Source organism: Klenkia marina (genome assembly GCF_900101025.1).
GTDB lineage: Bacteria > Actinomycetota > Actinomycetes > Mycobacteriales > Geodermatophilaceae > Klenkia > Klenkia marina.
In genome coordinates this window covers 85,686-106,218 of sequence record NZ_FMUH01000008.1, presented here as the reverse complement: position 1 = coordinate 106,218, position 20,533 = coordinate 85,686, and the positions used below count along the sequence as shown (strand labels likewise).

20 protein-coding genes are annotated in these 20,533 nt (G+C 74.6%); 12 read left to right on the top strand and 8 right to left on the bottom strand.

The features are described 5' to 3' along the window. Positions 1-7: 7 nt before the first annotated feature. Entirely contained in the window at positions 8-1,420 is a 1,413-nt protein-coding gene (locus BLP29_RS19560; protein WP_243470116.1) for a regulatory protein RecX, read from the top strand. A gap of 82 nt (positions 1,421-1,502) precedes the next feature. On the opposite strand, the gene BLP29_RS19555 is transcribed toward BLP29_RS19560, so the two are convergent. The 5 genes from BLP29_RS19555 to BLP29_RS19535 form a co-directional block, all read right to left on the bottom strand. Then, positions 1,503-1,940, bottom strand: coding sequence for a hypothetical protein (locus BLP29_RS19555; RefSeq protein WP_092807710.1), 438 nt, complete (start codon positions 1,938-1,940; stop codon positions 1,503-1,505). 78 nt (positions 1,941-2,018) lie between these two features. Further along, positions 2,019-2,915, bottom strand: a complete 897-nt coding sequence (locus tag BLP29_RS19550; protein WP_092807708.1) for an amino acid ABC transporter permease — start codon at positions 2,913-2,915, stop codon at positions 2,019-2,021. Continuing rightward, a complete protein-coding gene (locus BLP29_RS19545) occupies positions 2,912-3,562 on the bottom strand; it encodes an amino acid ABC transporter permease (RefSeq protein ID WP_092807706.1) in 651 nt (216 codons plus the stop codon). The genes BLP29_RS19550 and BLP29_RS19545 overlap by 4 nt, the downstream gene beginning before the upstream one ends. 78 nt (positions 3,563-3,640) lie before the next feature. Beyond that, positions 3,641-4,546, bottom strand: a complete 906-nt coding sequence (locus BLP29_RS19540) for a glutamate ABC transporter substrate-binding protein (RefSeq protein ID WP_092807704.1) — start codon at positions 4,544-4,546, stop codon at positions 3,641-3,643. Positions 4,547-4,575: 29 nt separating this feature from the next. Then, positions 4,576-5,331 (bottom strand): amino acid ABC transporter ATP-binding protein, encoded by a 756-nt coding sequence (locus BLP29_RS19535; protein WP_207798616.1) that lies wholly within the window; start codon positions 5,329-5,331, stop codon positions 4,576-4,578. 153 nt (positions 5,332-5,484) lie between these two features. On the opposite strand from BLP29_RS19535, the gene miaB reads away from it, so the two are divergent. Then, complete coding sequence (gene miaB / locus BLP29_RS19530; RefSeq protein WP_092807699.1) at positions 5,485-7,029, top strand: tRNA (N6-isopentenyl adenosine(37)-C2)-methylthiotransferase MiaB; 1,545 nt, start codon at positions 5,485-5,487, stop codon at positions 7,027-7,029. A 103-nt stretch (positions 7,030-7,132) separates the two neighbouring features. Next, the gene (locus tag BLP29_RS19525) at positions 7,133-8,323 is read left to right on the top strand and encodes a DUF4192 domain-containing protein (RefSeq protein WP_092807698.1); all 1,191 of its coding nucleotides are present in this window, start codon (positions 7,133-7,135) and stop codon (positions 8,321-8,323) included. 8 nt (positions 8,324-8,331) lie between these two features. Here BLP29_RS19525 and BLP29_RS21885 read toward each other — a convergent pair whose 3' ends face one another. Then, complete coding sequence (locus BLP29_RS21885; RefSeq protein WP_279385472.1) at positions 8,332-10,131, bottom strand: DUF349 domain-containing protein; 1,800 nt, start codon at positions 10,129-10,131, stop codon at positions 8,332-8,334. Between the two features lie 40 nt (positions 10,132-10,171). Here BLP29_RS21885 and BLP29_RS19515 point away from each other — a divergent pair, with 40 nt between their 5' ends. Genes BLP29_RS19515 through dapF form a run of 3 tightly spaced genes read left to right on the top strand, consistent with a single transcriptional unit; the run spans position 10,172 to position 12,635 of the window. After that, positions 10,172-10,828: a hypothetical protein gene (locus BLP29_RS19515; RefSeq protein WP_092807790.1), complete on the top strand. Its 657-nt coding sequence runs from the start codon at positions 10,172-10,174 to the stop codon at positions 10,826-10,828. After that, the gene (gene miaA / locus BLP29_RS19510; protein WP_092807788.1) at positions 10,828-11,745 is read left to right on the top strand and encodes a tRNA (adenosine(37)-N6)-dimethylallyltransferase MiaA; all 918 of its coding nucleotides are present in this window, start codon (positions 10,828-10,830) and stop codon (positions 11,743-11,745) included. Before BLP29_RS19515 ends, miaA begins: the two co-directional genes overlap by 1 nt. Further along, positions 11,742-12,635 carry a diaminopimelate epimerase gene (gene dapF, locus BLP29_RS19505; RefSeq protein WP_092807696.1) on the top strand — a complete coding sequence of 298 codons (894 nt, stop codon included), beginning with the start codon at positions 11,742-11,744 and terminating at the stop codon, positions 12,633-12,635. Before miaA ends, dapF begins: the two co-directional genes overlap by 4 nt. Here the strand turns inward: dapF and BLP29_RS19500 are convergent. Next, positions 12,613-13,890, bottom strand: coding sequence for an MFS transporter (locus BLP29_RS19500; RefSeq protein WP_092807694.1), 1,278 nt, complete (start codon positions 13,888-13,890; stop codon positions 12,613-12,615). The genes dapF and BLP29_RS19500 overlap by 23 nt on opposite strands. A gap of 56 nt (positions 13,891-13,946) precedes the next feature. Here BLP29_RS19500 and BLP29_RS19495 point away from each other — a divergent pair, with 56 nt between their 5' ends. The 4 genes from BLP29_RS19495 to BLP29_RS19480 all read left to right on the top strand — a co-directional run bounded on the left by BLP29_RS19495 (position 13,947) and on the right by BLP29_RS19480 (position 17,903). Continuing rightward, entirely contained in the window at positions 13,947-14,462 is a 516-nt protein-coding gene (locus tag BLP29_RS19495) for an ArsR/SmtB family transcription factor (RefSeq protein WP_243470115.1), read from the top strand. A 76-nt stretch (positions 14,463-14,538) separates the two neighbouring features. Then, positions 14,539-16,035: a GTPase HflX gene (hflX, locus tag BLP29_RS19490; RefSeq protein ID WP_092807786.1), complete on the top strand. Its 1,497-nt coding sequence runs from the start codon at positions 14,539-14,541 to the stop codon at positions 16,033-16,035. Between the two features lie 61 nt (positions 16,036-16,096). Continuing rightward, entirely contained in the window at positions 16,097-16,813 is a 717-nt protein-coding gene (locus BLP29_RS19485; RefSeq protein ID WP_092807690.1) for a phosphatase PAP2 family protein, read from the top strand. Next, positions 16,785-17,903, top strand: a complete 1,119-nt coding sequence (locus BLP29_RS19480) for an NHL repeat-containing protein (RefSeq protein WP_243470114.1) — start codon at positions 16,785-16,787, stop codon at positions 17,901-17,903. The genes BLP29_RS19485 and BLP29_RS19480 overlap by 29 nt, the downstream gene beginning before the upstream one ends. Before the next feature lie 9 nt (positions 17,904-17,912). On the opposite strand, the gene lexA is transcribed toward BLP29_RS19480, so the two are convergent. Beyond that, the gene (lexA, locus tag BLP29_RS19475) at positions 17,913-18,761 is read right to left on the bottom strand and encodes a transcriptional repressor LexA (protein ID WP_133379308.1); all 849 of its coding nucleotides are present in this window, start codon (positions 18,759-18,761) and stop codon (positions 17,913-17,915) included. 276 nt (positions 18,762-19,037) lie between these two features. On the opposite strand from lexA, the gene BLP29_RS19470 reads away from it, so the two are divergent. Together BLP29_RS19470 and nrdR are read left to right on the top strand one after the other, a co-directional pair. Beyond that, on the top strand, positions 19,038-19,553 hold the full coding sequence (locus BLP29_RS19470; RefSeq protein WP_092807688.1) for a LysM peptidoglycan-binding domain-containing protein: 516 nt from the start codon (positions 19,038-19,040) through the stop codon (positions 19,551-19,553). Positions 19,554-19,902: 349 nt separating this feature from the next. Beyond that, a complete protein-coding gene (nrdR, locus tag BLP29_RS19465) occupies positions 19,903-20,442 on the top strand; it encodes a transcriptional regulator NrdR (protein WP_092807686.1) in 540 nt (179 codons plus the stop codon). Positions 20,443-20,533 lie beyond the last annotated feature (91 nt).

Below are 20,533 nucleotides of genomic sequence, written 5' to 3'. Positions count from 1 at the left end.
CGAGCCGGTGACCAGCTCGGCCGACTCCGAGCCCGGTGACGGGGGCCACGACCACCAGGACGTCCTGGGGCGGGCCCCCGCCCCGGGCGAGGCGCTCGAGGTGGTCGACTTCGACCTCCTCGACGCGCCGGCCGCCGCGTCGGCGCCGCAGGTCGTCGACTTCGGCGACCTCGACCGGCCGCGGTCGGGCCGTGGTCAGGTGGCCGAACCGGCGCACACCTCGATCGCGGGCCCGGCGGACGTCGGGTCCGGCGAGGCCGACGTCCTGGACGGCCCCATCACCGCCACGGCTGTCGAGGTCGTGGAGCTCGACGAGATGCCGGTGGTCGCAGCGCCCGCTGTCGTCGTGGACGTCGAAGCAGCGGGCCGGGCGCTCGACCGGCCCGAGGACTCCCGGTCGTCCAGCGGGCGGTCGTCCGGCCGGCGATCCCGCGCCGCCGGTGGCCGGTCGTCCTCCGGCGACGGTGGGTCCCGGTCGTTCGGCGACGGCGGCTCGCGGTCGTTCGGCGGGCGTTCCCGCGGGGCGGGGTCCCGCCGCAGCGGTGGTGGGCGTGCCCGTGGCGCATGGGGCATCCAGCTGGATGCCGAGGTCGAGGAACCAGCGCCGGCGCCGACGCCGGGGGAGCTGCCCGCCGCGGCCGAGGAGCCGCAGGCCGCCACCGAGGCCGGACGTCGGCCGCGGGCGGGTGGACGCGGCCGCGCAGGGTCGTTCGGCCGGCCACGGCGGGCCGAGGGCGAACCTGCGCCCGAGTACGAGGACCCCGAACAGGCAGCCAAGCAGATCTGCCTCACGGCGCTCACCGGCGCTTCGCGCACGCGCCAGCAGCTCGCCGACCTGCTGGCCGCGCGGGACATCCCTGCCGACGTCGCCGAATCGGTGCTCGAGCGGTTCACCGAGGTCGGGCTCGTCGACGACGCGGCCTTCGCGGCGGCCTGGGTCAGCTCCCGCCAGTCGGCGCGCGGGTTGAGCCGGCGTGCGCTGGCCGACGAGCTGCGACGCAAGGGGGTCGACAAGGAGGTCGCCGAGGTGGCGCTCGAGGCGGTCGACCCGCAGGACGAATGGGAGACCGCTCGTGCGTTGGTCGCGCGCAAGGTGCCGGGGATGCGTCGGCTGGACCACGCGACCGCGACCCGCCGGTTGACCGCGCTGCTGGGCCGGAAGGGGTACGGCCCAGGGCTGTCGTCCTGGGTGGTGCGCGAGGCGCTGGAGGCCGACGGCAAGGCCGAGGACGCGGCCGCGGAGGCCGACGACGCACCGCCGGACCTCGCGGGCGCCAGGGGGTCGACGCGTCGGGGTCTGTGGTCAGGTCGTCCGCTCGACGACGAGGCAGCGGGTCAGCCGGCCGTGGTCGACGAGGTGGGCGAAGGTCTCGGCGCCGAGGGGTGGGCCCGCACGCGGCGGCCGGGTCGGTCGGGCTGACCCTCTCGACGCGGCACGGCCGTCGGCCGCGCACCGGGGGTGCACCGCCGCCGTCGTGTCCGGCCCGGTCGTGTCCCTCGGCTCAGGTCGCCAGCCATGCCGCGACGTCGACGGCGGTGCCCGCGGGGGAGTCCTCGTCGGGTACCAGCCACAGCGGGGACTCCGGCCGGCCCTCGGTGAGCCAGGCCTGGATCGCGGCGTCGAACCCCGAGGTCGTCGCGGTCAGCGCGGCCGGGCCGCGGCTGGGGTCGACGGGTCGGCGCGCGGGACCCAGGAACGTCACGTCGGACTCGGCGCCGTCGTCCCACTGCAGCACCACGCGGCACCGCGACCGCCGGTGGCGCGCGGGCGGCACGGCCTCGCGCACGACGGCCGACTGCGCACCGGCGGCCGCGGCGAAGTGCGTCGCCGAGGACCGCAGCTGGCTGACGAACAGCTGCTCGGTGTCGTCGCCCACCAGGTGCAGGGGGGCCACGCCCGGCTCGTCGGAGGGGCAGGCGGCGTAGGCGGCGGTGTCCATGGTCCGGCCAGTCTCGTACGTCCCCACCGGACGTGCGCGCAACGGCACGCCGTGTCACGTGTTCGGTGACGGACGGACCTAGACCGGTCCAGCCGCCCCCGGGGTGATGGTCGAGGTGGGGTCGTTGGGAGCGGCCACTGCGGCGGTCTTGGCGTTCGAGCGGGTCCGTCGCTCGATGACCTTCGCGGCCTGGGACAGCGCCACGTTCACCACGATGTAGATCACCGCCGCGGCGACGTAGAGCTGGAACGTGTACAGGTTGCCGAACTGGAAGTTGAAGAACTCGACCAGGCTGCGCGCCTGCCGGAGCAGCTCGATGTAGCCGACGATGAACCCGAGGGACGAGTCCTTCAGCAGCACGACCAGCTGGGCCACGAGCACGGGCAGCATGCGCCGGACGGCCTGCGGCAGCAGCACCAGCGTCATCACCTGGGTCTTGCGCATGCCCAGGGCCATCGCCGCCTCGCGTTGGCCCTTGTCCACCGACAGGATGCCAGCCCGGAAGATCTCCGAGAGCACCGCCATGTTGTAGAGCGTCAGCCCCAGCGCCAGGGCCCGGAAGGGGTTCATCGGCAGGCCGACGGTCGGCAGGAACAGCAGGCAGAACAGGATCAGCACCAGCAGCGGCACCGCCCGGAAGAACTCCACCACCACGGTGACCGGGATGCGCACCCAGATGTGGTGGGACAGGCGCCCGACCGCGAGCAGCGCGCCCAGCACGGTGGCGGCCACCATGCCCACGGCGGCCACGTAGAGGGTGTTGAGCAGCGCCTCACCGAGTGCCTGCGGCACGCCGGCGGCGGGGTCGAAGAGGACGGCCCAGCGCGCCGGGTCCAGCTGACCGTTGTCGGCCAGCCGCCACAGCCCGAGGCCGACCAGGCCCAGCACCAGGACGGCACCCACCGCGGTGCCGATGCGCTGGCGCCGGCGCGCCTTGGGGCCCGGCAGGTCGAACAGCACGGCCTGGGCGCTCATCGGATGATCGCCACCTTCCGCTCGATGACCCGGATGGCCCAGGCGGACGGGAGCGTGATGACCAGGTAGGCCAGCACGATGACGGCGAAGACCAGCAGGATCTGGTTGCCGTTGCTGTTGGTGAGGCGCTGCAGCGCCGCGGTCAGCTCGGTGGTGGCGAAGCCAGCGGCGATCGAGGTGTTCTTCGCCAGCGCGATCCACACGTTGCCCAGGGGCGGCACCACGGTGCGGAAGGCCTGGGGGAGCACGACGGTGGTCAGCGTCTGCCCGAAGCCCAACCCCAGGGCACGCGCGGCCTCGGCCTGACCGGGCGGGACGGCGTTGATGCCCGAGCGCACGGCCTCGCAGACGAAGGCCGCGGTGTAGAGACCCAGGGCGGCGACCGCGGCGGTGAAGCGCGACGGGAACTGCAGGTCCAGCTGCACGATGCCGAACACGAGGAAGAAGAACACCACCGTCAGCGGGGTGTTGCGGAAGGTCTCCACGAAGAAGGTGGCCAGGCCGCGCAGCGGCAGCACGGGGCTGACGCGCATGGCGGCCAGCACGGTGCCCAGCACCAGGGCGACCAGACCGCTGAGGACCGCCAGCGAGAGCGTCGTCAGGAACGCGCTCCACAGCAGGTCTGAGTTGTCGGAGATGAACTGCACCGGGCCAGCGCCGTCCTCGTGGGTGTCGGGAGGTGGGTCGGGGTGGCGGCGCCGGTGGGCGCCGCCACCCCGCGGGGATCAGTAGCGGTCGACCGTCGGCGGCTCGGGGGCGTCCTCACCGGTGATCGCACCGGCGGTGCGGTCCCAGGCCTCGGCCCAGCGGCCGTCCTCGAAGCTGTCCTCGAGGACGTCGTTGACGAAGTCGCGGAACTCGGTGTCGCCGAGGGCGAGGCCGATGCCGTAGGGCTCCTCGGTGAACGGGTTGCCCACGAGCTCGAAGCCGTCGGGGTTGCCGGCGACCAGACCGGTCAGGATGACGTTGTCGGTGGTGACGGCCTGCACGTTGCCGTTGGTCAGGTCGTCGGCGCACTTGGAGTACACGTCGTAGGTGACCAGGTTGGCCTGCGGGTAGTTGTCCCGGATGTTCTGCGCCGGGGTCGAGCCCTCGACCGAGCAGACCGTCTTGCCGGCCAGGTCGTCGGGACCCTCGATGCCCTCGGGGTTGCCGGCCGCGACCATGATGTCCTGGCCGGCGACGTAGTAGGGCCCGGCGAAGTCGACGGACTGCTTGCGGGTGTCGTTGATGGTGTAGGTGGCCACGACCAGGTCGACCTGCCCGTTCTGGATGAACGGCTCGCGGTTGGCCGACACCGTCTCGGTCCAGGTGATGTCCTCGGGCGCGATGCCCAGCTCGCCGGCCACGATCTTGGCGATCTCGACGTCGAAGCCCTCGGGTGTCCCGTCGGGGTTGAGCAGGCCGAACCCGGGCTGGTCGTACTTGGTGCCGATGGTGATGGTGCCGGCCTCGTTGAGCTCGGCCATGGTGGTGCCGGCCTCGAAGCTGGCCTCGGTGTTGACCGAGGCGCTGCTGTCGGCCTCCTGCTCGCTGGCCTGGTTGCCGGCCTCGGACGAGCAGCCGGTGAGCACGACGCCGAAGGCGGCGAACGCGGCCGCGTACCGAGCGGGACGGGATGTGAGACGCATGGGTCCTCTTCTCGTGGGGGTGCGGTCGGTCAGTGGTTCAGGATCTTGGAGAGGAAGTCCTTGGCCCGGTCGCTGCTCGGGGCCGTGAAGAACGTCTCGGGGTCGCTGGACTCGACGATGCGGCCGCCGTCCATGAAGACCACCCGGTTGGCCGCCCGCCGGGCGAAGCCCATCTCGTGGGTGACGACGACCATCGTCATGCCCTCGCGCGCCAGCGAGGTCATGACGTCGAGGACCTCGTTGATCATTTCGGGGTCCAGCGCCGAGGTGGGCTCGTCGAAGAGCATCACCTTCGGGTCCATGGCCAGGGCGCGGGCGATCGCCACGCGCTGCTGCTGACCACCCGACAGCTGGGCGGGCACCTTGTCCGCCTGGTGCCCGACGCCGACCCGGTCGAGCAGCTCGCGGGCCCGCTTCTCGGCGTCCGCCTTGCTCTTCCCGCGGACCTTGACCGGCCCGAGCATGACGTTCTCGAGGATCGTCTTGTGCGCGAAGAGGTTGAAGCTCTGGAACACCATGCCGACGTCGCTGCGCAGCGCGGCCAGGGCCTTGCCCTCGGCGGGCAGCGGGGTGCCGTCGATGGTGATCTCGCCCTGCTCGATGGACTCGAGCCGGTTGATGGTGCGGCACAGCGTCGACTTGCCCGACCCCGACGGCCCGATGACGACGACGACCTCACCGCGGTCGATGGTCAGGTCGATGTCCTGCAGCACGTGCAGGTCGCCGTACCACTTGTTGACCCCGGCGAGACGGACGAGGGGTTCTCCTGCGGCAGCGCTGGTCACGAGACGCGACACTAGGGCGACCCGGATGGCGGAGACGAATCCCGCCCATCACGAACCTGTAACGAACCTGGCAACCGGCCACGAGTTCCCCGTGCGCACATCGATTCGGTCACGATCGGTCCGTCGACCCGGCGCCGTACCCTCGCTGGTGCCATGACGAGCACCGATCTGACGAGCACCGACCGCACCAGCGCCGACCTCACCAGCGCCGACCTCACCAGCGCCGACCTGACGAGCACCGGCACGCGCACCTACCGCGTGCGCACGTACGGCTGCCAGATGAACGTCCACGACTCCGAGCGCCTGGCCGGGCTGCTGGAGGACGCCGGCTACACCGCCGCGGACGAGGGTGACGGTGCCGACGTGGTGGTCCTCAACACCTGCGCGGTGCGCGAGAACGCCGACAACAAGCTGTACGGGAACCTGGGGCACCTGCGCCCGGTGAAGGACGCCCGCCCGGGCATGCAGATCGCCGTGGGGGGCTGCCTGGCCCAGAAGGACCGGGCCAGGATCGTCGACCGGGCACCGTGGGTGGACGTCGTCTTCGGCACCCACAACGTCGGATCGCTGCCGGCGCTGCTCGAGCGCGCCCGGCACAACGACGAGGCCCAGGTCGAGATCAAGGAAGCCCTCGAGGTCTTCCCGAGCTCGCTGCCGGCCAAGCGCGACAGCGCGTACAGCGGCTGGGTGTCGATCAGCGTGGGCTGCAACAACACCTGCACCTTCTGCATCGTGCCGGCCCTGCGCGGCAAGGAGGCCGACCGGCGTCCCGGCGACGTGCTCGCCGAGGTGCAGGCGCTGGTGGACCAGGGCGTGCTCGAGGTGACCCTGCTGGGCCAGAACGTCAACGCCTACGGCTCCGACCTGGGCCACCGCGGTGCCTTCGCCGATCTGCTGCGCGCCACCGGCGCGGTCGAGGGCCTCGAGCGCGTGCGCTTCACCAGCCCGCACCCCCGCGACTTCACCGACGACGTCATCGCCGCCATGGCCGAGACGCCGGCGGTCTGCCACCAGCTCCACATGCCGCTGCAGAGCGGTTCCGACGACGTCCTGCGCCGCATGCGCCGCTCCTACCGGCGGGACCGCTACCTGGGCATCATCGAGCGCGTGCGGGCGGCGATGCCCGACGCCGCCATCACCACCGACATCATCGTGGGCTTCCCGGGCGAGACCGAGCAGGACTTCGCCGACACCCTGGACGTCGTGCGCGAGGCGCGCTTCTCCAGCGCCTTCACCTTCCAGTACTCCAAGCGACCGGGCACCCCCGCCGCGGACATGGACGGCCAGCTGCCCAAGGAGGTCGTGCAGGAGCGGTACCTGCGGCTGACCGCCCTGCAGGAGGAGATCAGCTGGGCCGAGAACCGCGCCCTGGTCGGCACCCGGGTGGAGCTGCTGGTCGCCGCGGGCGAGGGCAGCAAGGACGCCGACCGCGGCCGCATGTCCGGCCGGGCCCGCGACGGCCGGCTCGTGCACTTCGGGTCGGTCCCGGGGGTCCGCCCCGGCGACGTCGTCGAGACCGTGGTCACCGAGGCCAAGCCGCACTTCCTGATCGCCGACGCCGGGTTGCTGTCCCACCGGCGCACCCGCGCCGGCGACGCCGCCGAGAGCGGCGTCCGGCCGACCACGCCCGGGGTCAGCCTGGGCATGCCGGGCATCGGCCGGCCGGCGCCGCTGCCGGCGGCCACCGCCTGCGGCTGACCTCCTGGCACGGCGGGCGGCCGCGCCGTCCACAGTCGAGGTCGGTGTCCACAGATCCTCGCGGGCGGTTCCCGGCCGCGTCGTCCGCGGCGAGGCTGCCGGCATGCCATCCGCGCGCAGGTCCCGCCGTCCCCGACCCCGCCCCGCCCCGCCCCGGCCCGAGCCGCGCCCCCGCGCCGGGGTGCTGCGCGGGCGCGCCGAGGAGTTCGCCGCCGCGCTCCCCGAAGTGCTCGGGTTCCGGCCGGTGGAGTCGTTGGTCGTGCTCTGCTTCGGTGGCGGCGGTCGGCGCCCGAAGGAGCTGGTGTTCACCGTCCGGCTGGACCTGGTCGACGTAGAGCACGACGAGGACCTCGTGGCCGCCGTCCGCGACCAGGTGCGGCGCATCCAGCCGCTGCCCCGGCGGGCCATGTTCTTCGTCGTCACCGAGGACGCCGACGACCAGGTCGAGGCCGTCGCCGCCGACCCCTGGCGGGTGGTCCCGCACCGGCCCGACGCCGATGTGCGCCCGCTGCTGCCCGACCTGCCGCGGCGCGCGCTGGTGCACACCTTCGTCGAGGCCTTCGACGGCCTCGGGATCGGGACGCACGACGCGCTGCTGGTGCGCGGTGGCCGCTGGTGGAGCTACCCCGACGTGGACCCCCTGACCGGTGCCGCGGCCGGGCAGCCCCTCGACGTCGAGGGATCCCGGCTGACCGGGGTCGCGGCGCTGAACGGGCAGGTGGTCGAGACCGACCGCGCTGCTGCGGCGGCCCGGGCCTGGCCGACCGCGCCGCCGACCATCGCCGTCCTCGGGGCGTGCCAGCGGGCCGAGGACGCCCTGGTCACCCGGCTCGGGGACGGCGACCTGGACGGCGTCGTCGCCGACTACCGCACGGTGGTGGACGACGCCCTGCGCGCCCACGAGCCAGGCAGCCGGGTGGCGCTCACCCCCGACGCGCTGGCCGCGGTCGCCGCCGGACTGCTGCTCGTCCCCGTACGCGACCACGCCCTGGCGATGACGGCCGCCCCGGTCCACGACGACCGGGGCGAGGCCGCCGCAGCTGCCGCCGAGATCCTGTGGACCGAGCTCGTCACCCGGTTGCCGGACGACCTGGCGGGTGTGCCGGCCCTGCTGATGGGCACCGCGGCCTGGCTGCGCGGCTCAGGGGTGCTAGCGGTCTCGGCCCTGGAGCGCTCGCTCGTCTGCGAACCGACGCCGATGGCCGAGATGCTGCTCGACGCGGTGCGTGCGAACACCCCGCCCGCCGTCCTGCGGGCCGTGCTGACGGCTCCGGGGGACGGCGGGGCGGGATGACGCCGAGGTCAGCGGCGGCTGCCGGCCTTCTCGGCCGCGGCCAGGAACTCCTGCCGGCTGGCCAGGTTCGCCTCGGCCTCGCTGATCCGCTTGGGGTCACCGGCTGCCTTGGCCTTGGCCAGCTGCTCGGCGGCCTTCTCGGCGGCTGCGCGCAGCGAGGTCAGCATCGGGTTCTCCGCCACGGCCCGCGGGCGTCCGGAGTCGGCCGCGCCGCGCACCTTCTCCTCCACGGCCTGCATGCGGTCCTCCAGGCTGCGCATGACCTCGCGCGGCACGTGGCCGATCGCGTCGTAGCGCTCCTGGATCTTGCGGAGGGCGTTCTGCGCGCCGCGCAGGTCGCGGGTCGGGTCGATCTTCTCCGCCTCCGCGAGCAGGGCCTCCTTCTTCTCCTGGTTGGCCTTCTGCTCGGAGTTGCGCGCCTTGTCCGACTCCGACCGGGCGTCGAAGAAGACGTCCTGCGCGGCCCGGAACTTCTTCCACAGGTCGTCGTCGGTGTCCCGACCGACGCGCGGGACGGCCTTCCAGCGGTCCATGAGGCTGCGCATGGCTGCCGAGGTGGGGCCCCACTCGGTCGAGGTCGACAGCTTCTCCGCCTCGGCGATGAGCGCGCTCTTGGCGGCTCGCGACTCCGAGCGCTGCACGTCGAGGGCGGCGAAGTGCGAGCCGCGGCGCCGGCCGAAGGCGTCGCGGGCCGCGGCGAAGCGGGTCCACAGGGCCTCGTCGGTCTTGCGGTCGATGCCCTTGATCGTCTTCCACTCCTCGACGATCGCCTTCAGGCGGTCGCCGGATGCCTTCCACTGCGTGGAGTCCGCGGCGATGGCCTCGGCCTCGGCCGCGAGGGCCTCCTTGCGGGCGATCTGCTCGGCGCGGACCTTGGCCTTCTCGGCCCGGGCCACGGCCGCGGCGGCCTCGGACGCCTCGAGGATGGTGCCCAACCGGGAGGCCAGGGCGGGCAGGTCACCCACGACGTCGGCGGTGGGCACCTGCTCGGCCAGTGCCTGCGCCTTGGCGCGGATCTCGGCGGGGTTGCCGGTGTTCGCCCGCAGGCGCGCCTCGAGGAGACCCACCTCGGTCGCCAGGTCGTCGTAGCGGCGGCCGTAGTGGGCCAGCCCCTCGGCGGGCTCACCGGCCTGCCAGGAGCCGACGGCGCGCTCGCCGCCGTCGGCGGTGCGCACGTACACGGTGCCCTCGTCGTCGACCCGGCCCCACAGCGTGGGGTCCGAGGCCGGCGCCGCGGGGGTGGCGGGGGCAGCGGGAGCTGCGGGGGCTGCGGGGGCTGCGGGGGCGTGCGGGGTGGCTGCGGCGTCGGTGCTGGTGGTCGGGGTGTCGGCGGCGTCGGTGACGGCGGCCTCGGTCGGGACCTGCTCGGCGGCCCCGTCGGTGTCGGCGGCACCGACCGCGTCGGTGGTCTCGGCGGTCTCGGACACGTCGAGCACGTCACCGGCGGCAGGGACGTCGGCGGCGGCCACCACCTCGGCGGCGTCGGGCACCGGCGCGGACTCCACCGACTCCGTCGGCTCGGTCGCCTCTGCCGACTCCGTCGGCTCGGTAGCCTCTGCCGACCCCGTCGGCTCGGTCGCCTCTGCCGACTCGGTCGGCTGCACGCCGGCCTGGTCGACCGCCTCCTGCTCGGTGGCCTCGGTGGTCGGCTCGGCCGCGGGCTGCGCGGTCGGGTCGGCCAGTGCGGCGTCCGCGGGATCGGCGGCGGCCGGGGTACCGGCATCGGGGGTGACGGCGTCCGACCCGGCGGCCGGGGTGGCCTCCTCCGGCTGCGGGGTCACGTCTGCGGTGTTCTCCGTGCTCGACACGCAGGCAGTCTCCCACGGTGCGATCGGCGACACTCGCCCCGTGAGTCCCGACACGTCCAGCACCTCCGTCGCCGTCGCCTTCTGCCCGCACCCACCCGCGCTCCTCCCGGGTCTGGGTGGCGGCCCCGGGGTGGAGACCGACCGGCTGCGGATCGCCTGCGGGGAGGCGCTGCAGACCGTGCTGGGGATGCGGCCCGACGTCGTCCTGGTGGTGGGTGCGGGCCCGCCCGGTGTGCGCTACGGCGCCGGTGACGCCGCGGACCTCACCGCGTGGGGTGCAGCCGGCCGGTTGCCGTTCGCGGGCCGGGTGCGGCCCGGTGGGCACCTGCTGCCGCTGGCGCACGCCGTCGGCGCCCGACTGCTGGACGAGGCCGGCCACAGCGGGACCCGGCTGGGGGTCGCCCCCGACGACCTCGCCGATGCGCTCACCCAGCTGCCCGGACCGGTCGGCATCCTGGCGATGGGCGCCGGTGCCGGCCCCGGCGTCGCGACGGCGCTCGCCGCCGGCGACGCGGCGGCGCTGGCCGCGAGCGGAGCCCCGGGCCCGGAGAGCTGGGTGGCGGTCGGGTCGGTGCTGGCCGGTCGGTCGGTCACCGCCCGGGTGCTCCTCGACGAGGGGGCGCCGGGGGATGGCCACCTGGTCGCCGACTGGCTGCTGGCCGACGTCCCCGACGGCGTCCCGGGGTGGCTGCAGTGATGGCTGCCCTCGCGGGTCCGCCCCCGGTGGTCGCCGTCGTCGGGCCCACCGCGACCGGCAAGACGGCGCTCGCCGTGGCGTTGGCCGACCGGCTCGGCGGCGAGGTCGTCAACGCCGACTCCATGCAGCTCTACCGCGGCATGGACATCGGCACCGCCAAGCCCTCCGAGGCCGAGCGGGGCGGCGTGCCGCACCACCTCATGGACCTCTGGGACGTGCGGGAGCCGGCCAGCGTCGCTGAGTACCGCACCCGGGCCCGGGCCGAGGTCGACCGGCTGCGCGCCGCCGGCGTCGTCCCCCTGCTGGTGGGCGGGTCGGGCCTCTACGTCCGGGCGGTGCTCGACGAGCTGGAGTTCCCGGGCACCGACCCCGTGCTGCGGGCCCGGCTCGAGGCCGAGCTCACCGAGGTCGGTGCGGCGGAGCTGCACCGGCGCCTGGCCGGGGTGGACCCGGCGGCCGCTGCGGCCATCCTGCCCAGCAACGGTCGCCGGGTCGTGCGGGCGCTCGAGGTGGTCGAGCTGACCGGGCGGCCCTTCGCCGCATCGCTGCCCGAGCCCCGGCCGCACTACCCGGCCGTCGTGCTCGGCGTCGACCGCGACCCCGCCGAGCTCGACGAGCGGGTGGCGACCCGGGTGGACCGGATGTGGGCCCAGGGGTTCGTCGAGGAGGTGGCGGCGCTGGCCTCCGACGGCCTGCGCGAGGGCCCCACCGCGTCCCGCGCCCTGGGGTACGCGCAGGTGCTGCGCCAGCTCGACGGCGACCTCGACGCCGGCACCGCGCGGGAGGAGACGGTGCGCACCACCCGCCGCTTCGTCCGGCGGCAGCGGTCGTGGTTCCGCCGCGACACCGCGGTGCGCTGGCTGGACGCCGCCGACCCTGACCTGGTGGGGCGTGCGCTCTCTACGATCGGGGGGTGATCGACGCCAGCGGACCCCGGGTGCTCAAGGGCCACGGGACCCAGAACGACTTCGTGGTGCTGCCCGACCCCGACGGCACGGTGTGGCCCGAGGCCCGGCTGGACGCCACCCTGGTCCGCCGGCTCTGCGACCGGCGGGAGGGGCTGGGCGCCGACGGCGTGCTGCGCGTCGTCCCCAGCGCCTGCGTGCCCGACGCCGCCGACGTGCTCGGCGAAGCCCTGGCCGAGTGCACGTGGTTCATGGACCACCGCAACGCCGACGGGTCCTACGCCGAGATGTGCGGCAACGGCATCCGGCTCTACCTGCACGTGCTGCTCGCCGAGGGCCTCCTCGACGCCGAGCAGGCCCGCGCCGGTGTGCTGGTGGGCACCCGCGGTGGTCCCCGCCGGGTGGGGGCGGGCGCCGAGGGCTACTGGGTGGACATGGGCCCGGCCCGACCGCTGGGCCGGGGCGAGGCGCAGCTGGGCGGCCGCAGCTACCCCGGCACCGGGGTCTCGATGGGCAACCCGCACCTGGTCTGCCTCACCGACGCGGCCCTGGACTCCCTCGACCTCACCGTCGCCCCCGCGGTCGACCCGGCGCTGTTCCCCGACGGGGTCAACGTCGAACTGGTCAACGTGCTGTCGGCGCAGGAGGGCCCGGGTGGCACCACGGCGCACGTGCGGCTGCGGGTCTCCGAGCGCGGCGTGGGGGAGACCCGCTCGTGCGGCACGGGCGCGTGCGCGGCCGCGTGGGCGGCGCTGGACGCCGGCGGTCGCACCTCCGGCACGGTCACCGTCGACGTCCCCGGCGGCCGGTTGTCGGTCGAGGTCTCACCGACCACCACGGTGCTCACCGGCCCGGCCGTCGTCGTGGGCGCCGGTGCGCTCACCCCGGAGTGGCTGGGCTGACCGGCTCGCCGGCGGTCTCGTCGAGGGCGTCGGGCAGGTCGCGCATCCGCAGCAGCGGGCTCGCGACCACGGGCAGCGCCGCGAGCAGCTGACCGGCCACGGCCACCCACAGCGCCGGGACGACGCCGACCGCCGTCCCCAGCACCCCGCCGAGCAGCCCGCCGAGCGGCATCGTGCCGAACACGACGAACCGCACCGAGGCGTTCATGCGGCCCAGGAGGCGGGGCGGGCACAGCCGCTGCCGGAAGCTGACCTGGACGACGTTGTAGACCACGACCGCCCAGCTCAGCCCGACGCCGCCGGCCACCAGCACGACGACCTGGGCCGCGCCGTCCAGGGTGGCCGCCAGGGGGGTGCCGGCGGCGAAGACGCCGAACGCGACCGCGGAGACCGGGATCGTCCGGCCCTCACCCACCCACCGGGCGACCCGGGCCGCGGTGACCGCACCGAGCAGCCCGCCGGCCGCCCCCGCGGAGAGCACCAGGCCCAGCGTGGACTCGGACAGGCCCAGGGTGCGCAGCACGTAGAGCACGAGCAGCGTGCCGCTGATCGCCGAGAACAGGTTGCCGGTGCTCGTGCACGCCACGATGCGGCGCAGCAACGGGTGGGTGACGACGAAGGCCAGCCCCTCACGGATCTCGGTCCGCAGCGGTCGGCGGTCGGCCCGGTCGGGCACGACGTCGACGTGCCCGATGCGGCCGACGAAGAAGGCTGACAGCAGGTAGCCCACGGCCGTCACCACGACCAGCAGGGGCGCGGCCAGCACCCGCAGCAGCACGCCGGTGAGGCCGGGGCCGGCCACCTGCGCGACCGCCCGGCTGATCTCGAGCTTGCCGTTGCCGTCGGTGAGCTGGGCGCGGTCGACGATCTGCGGCAGGTAGCTCTGGTAGGCGACGTCGAAGAAGACGGTCGCGGTGCCGACCACCGCGGCCACGGCGTAGAGCTGGCCGAGGGTGAGCACGTCGAGCAGGTGGGCCACCGGCACCGTGGCCAGGGCCAGTGCCCGCACGGTGTCGGCGCGCACGAGCACCCGCTGCCGTCGCCACCGGTCCACCCACGCCCCGGCCGGCAGGGCCACGAGCAGGAAGGCGGCGGTCTCCAGGGCGGTGAGCACGCCCATCTGCCAGGGCGTCGCGCCCAGCAGCGCCACCGCGACGACCGGCAGCACCACGCCCACCACCTGGGTGCCGACGTGGCTGGCCGTCTCGGCCGCCCAGAGCTGCCGGAAGTCGCGGTGCCGCCACAGGCTCGTCATGCGGTCACCCTGGCGCGAGTGATTGGGACATGTCAATCAGTCGCTAGACTCCTGGCGTGGCGCGGGAGGGGTGGGGTGAGCGACGTCCCGCGACCGAGGCCGAGGCCCGGGCGATGGCCTCCGAGGTGCGGCTGCGGATCTTGCGCCTGTGCCTGGACCGACCGCTCACCAACCGCGAGATCGCCGACCGGCTGGACCGCAACCCGGCCACCGTCCTGCACCACGTGCGCACCCTGGTCGACACCGGGTTCCTCGTCGCCGAGCCCGAACGTCGCGGGACCCGCGGGGCCCGCGAGGTGCCCTACCGGGCCACCGGTCGGTCCTGGCAGCTCGACTGGTCGGCGGTCCCACCCCCGGCCCGGGACCCGATGCTGGGCGCGTTCCTCGCCGAGGTGTCCGCGGTGGGGGAGCGGCAGCTGCGCAGCACCCGGCTGGGCCTGCGGCTGTCCGCGCAGCGCCGCGAGGAGTTCGAGCGCGAGCTGTACGGGCTGCTCGACCGGTGGGCGCAACAGCCCTCCGACCCCGACGGCGAGCGATGGTCGCTCTACCTGGGGCTGCACCCGGAGGAATGAGGCCGGGTCCCCGACCGTTGTGCAGGACAGCAATCAAGGTGCCCCCCGCCCCGGGGGCATGTCACGCTGGGAGACGATGACCACAGCACAGAACCGGGCCGTTCTCGAGGACGCCGCCGCACGCGCCGCCAAGGCCGCCGTGCCCGCCGCCCCGACCGATCCCCGCCCCGCGCCGCGCGGGCAATGGGACACCCCGGACGACACCACCGGCAGCTACGCGCTCGAGGAGCGCGGTGCGCTGCGCCGCGTGGCCGGGCTCTCCACCGAGCTCGCCGACGTCACCGAGGTCGAGTACCGCCAGCTGCGCCTCGAGCGCGTCGTGCTGGTGGGCGTCTGGACGGAGGGGACGGCCGCCGACGCCGACCGCTCCCTGGCCGAGCTCGCCGCGCTCGCCGAGACCGCGGGCTCGGAGGTCCTGGAGGCGGTGAGCCAGCGACGGGACAAGCCCGACGCCGGGACCTACGTGGGCTCGGGCAAGGCCGCCGAGATCCGCGAGATCGTCGCGGGCACCGGCGCCGACACCGTCATCTGCGACGGCGAGCTGACCCCCGGCCAGCTCAACCAGCTGGAGAAGATCCTCAAGGTGAAGGTCGTCGACCGCACCGCGTTGATCCTGGACATCTTCGCCCAGCACGCCTCCTCGCGGGAGGGCAAGGCCCAGGTCGAGCTCGCCCAGATGCAGTACATGCTGCCGCGGCTGCGCGGGTGGGGTGAGTCGCTGTCCCGGCAGGCCGGTGGTCGCGTCGCCGGCGGTGGCGGCATCGGTACCCGTGGTCCGGGTGAGACCAAGATCGAGACCGACCGGCGGCGCATCCGCGCGCGGGTGAGCAAGCTGCGTCGCGAGATCGCCGGCATGGCCACCGCGCGGGCCACCCAGCGCTCGGGCCGCGACCGCAACAAGGTGCCCTCGGTCGCCATCGCCGGCTACACCAACGCGGGCAAGTCCAGCCTGCTGAACCGGCTCACCGACGCCGGGGTGCTGGTGCAGGACGCGTTGTTCGCCACCCTGGACCCCACGGTGCGTCGGGCCCAGACGCCCGACGGTCGGGACTACACGCTCACCGACACGGTCGGGTTCGTGCGGCACCTGCCCCACCAGCTGGTCGACGCCTTCCGCTCGACGCTCGAGGAGGTGGCCGCCGCCGACCTGCTGGTGCACGTCGTCGACGGCGCCGACCCCGACCCGTTGGGCCAGATCGACGCGGTGCACGTCGTCCTCTCCGAGATCGACGCGGGCTCCGTGCCCGAGCTGGTCGTCGTCAACAAGGTCGACGCGATGGCCCCCGACGACGTCCTCGCGCTGCGCCAGGCCCTGCCCGGCGCGCAGTGGGTGTCCGCGGCCACCGGCGAGGGCATCGAGGAGCTGCGGGCGGTCATCGCCGGGCGGTTGCCCCACCCCGACGTGGACGTCGACGTCCTGGTGCCCTTCGACCGCGGGGACCTGGTGTCCCGGGTGCACGCCGACGGGGAGGTCCTCAGCGAGGAGTTCTGCGCCGAGGGCACCCGCCTGCACGCCCGGGTCGACGGCGCACTGGCCGCTGCGCTCGGCGAGTTCGCGACCACGCGGTCCTGACGTCGGGCCCTGACCACCCGAGATCACGGGGAGGTCACGGCCTGGGCGGTACCGTGACCGGGTGAGCACCCCGAGCGCTGCGGCGCCCGCCCGGCGCGGGCCTGCGGTCATCGGGACGGGGCGTCCGCCGTGGTGGGCGGTGGCCGTCGGGGCCGTGGTCACCGTGCTGGTCACGATCAACCTGCTCGACCGCGGTGCCCTCGAGCGCATGGACCTGCGGGTCTCCGAGGTGGTCGGCGACTGGGGTCTGCGCGACTCGGGCGCGTACTGGGCGGTCTGGGTGCCCACGCAGGCCGGCGGCCGGGTCACCATCCTCGTGGTGCTCGCGGCCCTGGTGGGCTGGATCGCATGGCAGCGCCGCAGCCTGGTGCCGCTGCTGCGGGTGCTCGTCGCGCTCGCGCTGCTGACCGGGGTGGTCTACGCGTTCAAGTACGGCACCGGCCGCACGGCGCCGGCCTACCCGGGGTCCTTCTTCCACCGGGACGGCGCCTCCTACCCCTCCGGGCACGTCGCCAACGCCGTGCTGATGTGGGGGGTGGCGCGCTGGCAGGCCGTCGACTTCGGCCTGCCGGCCCGGGCCCAGCGGGCCTTCTGGGTGCTGTCGGTGGTCGGTCCCGCTGTGACGGGTGTGGCCATGGTGGCGCTGAACTTCCACTGGGTCACGGATGCACTGGTGGGGGCCGCAGTGGGGGTCGTCCTGCTGGGCGTGGTGCACGCACTCGATGCAGTCGTCCTGTCACGCTTCGTACATGCTCGAGGACGGCGGACCGCTGCCTGAGGCCACGGCCGGCCGGCCGTGGGCCCGCGCCCGGGTGTCCGCCGTCGTCCTCTGCGCCGCGATCGCGACCGGCCCCTTCCTGCCCGGCGCCTTCCTCTCCACCGGGGTGGCCGAGCCCGGTGTGCAGACCGCGGCCGCCGAGGAGGTGGCCCTGTTCGGTGAGCCCGCCGACGTGTGCGCGGTGACCGACCCCCGGTTGCCGGAGATCTCGGGTCTGGCCGTCGACGGCGCCACCACGCTGGTGATGAACGACGGCGGCGACTCGGTGGTCGTCCACGAGCTCGACGGGGCCTGCGCGGTGGTCGGTGAGCGCACGGCGGCGGTGGACCCCTACGACCCCGAGGACCTGGCACTGGGCTCCGACGGCACGGTGTGGCTGGCCGACACCGGGGACAACCGGCTCAGCCGGGCGACCGTCGCCCTCATCGCGCTGCGGCCCGACGGCACGGCTCCGGTGTACCGGCTGACCTACCCGGACGGCCCGCACGACGCGGAGGCCCTGCTGCTGGCCCCGGACGGCACGCCCTACCTGGTCACCAAGGAGGTGCTGGGCACCAGCGCGGTCTACCGCCCGACCGCGGCGTTGGACGCCGGCGCTCCGGTGCCGCTGGAGAAGGTCGCCGACCTGCCGCTGACGCTCACCGGCACGCCCGGTGGCCCGGTCGGTCGCGCCGGGCAGCTCATGGTCACCGGTGGGGCGGTGAGCCCGGACGGCGCCGTGCTGGCCCTGCGGACCTACACCGATGCCTACGTCTGGCCGCTGAACGGCTCCGACGTGGCCGGCGCGCTCGCCACGGCTCCGGTGCGCGTGGCGCTGCCGGAGTCCCCGCAGGGTGAGGCCATCTCGTTCGCCGGCGACGGGCGCAGCCTGCTGGTCACCGGGGAGGGGCTGCCGGCCCGGCTCGCGGTGCTGCCCGCGATCGGTGCCGTGGCCCCGGCTGCGGCGACGGCCCCGGCGGATGGTTCCCCCGCCGATGCCGCGCCCGCCCCGGCCGGCACGAAGCTCTCGCCGTGGACGGCCGGGGCGATCTCGGTGGTCGCGGCCGCGGTGCTGGTGGCCGGCGTCGGCCGCCTGCGCGGCCGACGCTGACCCGCTGCCTCAGACCCGCCGCAGGACGGTGACGACCCGCCCGAGCACCGTGGCGTCGTCGCCGGGGATCGGCTCGAAGGCCGGGTTGTGCGGCAGCAGCCACACGTGCCCGTCCCGTCGCTTGTAGGTCTTGACGGTGGCCTCGCCGTCGATCATCGCGGCCACGATCTCGCCGTTCTCGGCCGTGGCCTGCTGCCGCACGACCACCCAGTCGCCGTCGCAGATGGCGGCGTCGACCATCGACTCACCGGTGACCTTGAGCATGAACAGGGTGCCCTCGCCGACCAGCTCGCGGGGGAGCGGGAAGACCTCCTCCACCGCCTGCTCGGCAAGGACGGGGCCACCGGCGGCGATGCGCCCGACGAGGGGCACGTAGGTGGGGGCGGGCACCCGGGGGTCGTCGACGCCGGAGCCGGTGCCGCTGGCCGCCAGCCCGGCCGACGACGGGTCGCCCTCGGGGTGGTCGCCGGGCAGCCGGACGTCGAGGGCGCGCGGCCGATTGGGGTCGCGGCGCAGCCACCCCTTCTTCTGCAGCACGGACAGCTGGTGGGCCACCGACGACGCCGAGGAGAGCCCGACCGCCTCGCCGATCTCGCGGACGCTGGGCGGGTAGCCGCGGCGCTCGACGGAGTCGCGGATCACCTCGAGCACACGCCGCTGACGCTGCGTGAGGCCGTCGCCGGCCTCGCCGCGCTCGGGGAACTCACGGACCGACCCGCGGCCGGTGTCGCCGGCCGTCGACGTGCTGCCCGACGTGTTGCCCGACGTGGTGTCCCCGGACGCCGAGGCGGTGGACCTGCCGCGACCGGCCCGCTTGCTGCCGGTCGTCCCGCCGGGGGTGTCTCCCGCGCTGGCCACGTGTCCTCCTCGTCGGCCGCCTGCCGGCGACCGTCCTGTGCCCCCGGTCGAGCCGGCCTCGGAGGCTGTCCGACGGGGTGCTGATGGGGTGGTCGATCGGTACGCACCGTAACGCCTCGCGGGCCGGAGTTCAAACAGGTGTTCGAAGTTCCAGCGGTGTCATCTCGATTTTGTCGGAGGGGTGCGGTAGACATCGCACAGACGTTCGATCGAACAGCCGTTCGAGCGTCGCGGGGCCCGGCTGGGGTCCCGCCGAGCGACAGGGAGTGACCCACCATGGCCGGTACCGCGACCCACCTGCACACCGTCCCGACCCCTGCCCCCGTCGCCGTCCGGCGCCGGGGCAACCACCCGGCGGGCCGCGCGCTCGCGGCCCCGTCCCGTCCGGCGGTCGACGCCCGCGTCGAGCGACCGGTCGTCGTGCCCCTGCGGCCGGCGCTGGCCGAGGTCGTGCCCCTGCCGGCACGTGCGGCCCGTCCCGACCGGCAGCAGGTCCCCGGCCCCGTCCGGCTCACCCGTCGGGGGCGCCGCGTCGTGGCCGGTCTCGGGGTGGGGGCGGCCCTGGCCCTGGCCGCCGTCGTCGGCGGTGCCGCGCTCGACTCCTCCGCGGGGCCCGCGCTCGAGCTGGCCGGCCGCTCCACGGTGACGGTGCACAGCGGCGACACCCTGTGGTCCATCGCGGTGGCCGTGGCCCCCGACACCGACCCGCGCGAGGTCGTCGACGCGCTCCAGGAGGTCAACGACCTCACCGGCGCCGCGCTCGTCCCCGGCCAGGTCCTGCTGCTGCCCTGATCCCGCTCGCCGGCCCGCACCCGGGTGCGGGTACGGGCGCGTCGGAGGTCTCCGGCGTGGCGCTGCCAACCGCGCTCCGTCGTGCTGTCAGGTGCTGTGCCCGCGGTGGTGCCGGTGGGGCTCGAGGGGGTCGCGGGGCCCCCACCTGGGCCGACGCCTGGGCGGAAGACGACACGCCGAGTTGGGGTTGCGTACCTGTAGGGGTGCGGAGCTACTCTCACCACAACATCTAGTAGTTACAGAGATGTTCTTCCGTCCACATGCTGTTCCCCAGGTTTCCCCGAGGTCGTCCACCGGATGTCCCCGGCGGCGTCCACAGGGAGCCTCGCCGTCGAGAGGAGACGATCCGGTGCGCTGCCCGTTCTGCCACAACCCCGACAGCCGTGTCGTCGACTCCCGCGAGACCGACGAGGGCGCGACCACGCGGCGGCGTCGGTCCTGCCCCGGGTGCGGGCGCCGGTTCACCACCGTCGAGGAGGCGGTGCTGGCCGTGGTCAAGCGCAGCGGGGTGACCGAGCCGTTCAACCGCGCCAAGGTCATCGCCGGCGTGCGGCGCGCGTGCCAGGGTCGCCCGGTCGACGAGGACCAGCTCGCCGTCCTGGCCGCACAGGTCGAGGACGCCGTGCGCTGCAGCGGCTCGGCCGAGGTGCCCAGCCACGAGGTCGGCCTCGCCATCCTGCGCCCGCTGCGCGACCTCGACGAGGTCGCCTACCTGCGGTTCGCCAGCGTGTACCGCTCCTTCACCTCGGCGGCGGACTTCGAGAAGGAGATCGCCGAGATGCGGGCCAAGGCCGCGTCGGTGGCGCAGATGGCCACCGCCGACCTCCCGCCCCCGGTCATCCCGCGCAGCGCCGCCGGGCCGCCGGACCCCACCGCGCCCGGCGACTGACCCCGCCGCACTCCGCGACCTCCCCGCCGCGGTCGACCCGCGGGGGCCTCCCACCGGAGGTCTGCCCGCACTCCGCACGACCACCACCCAG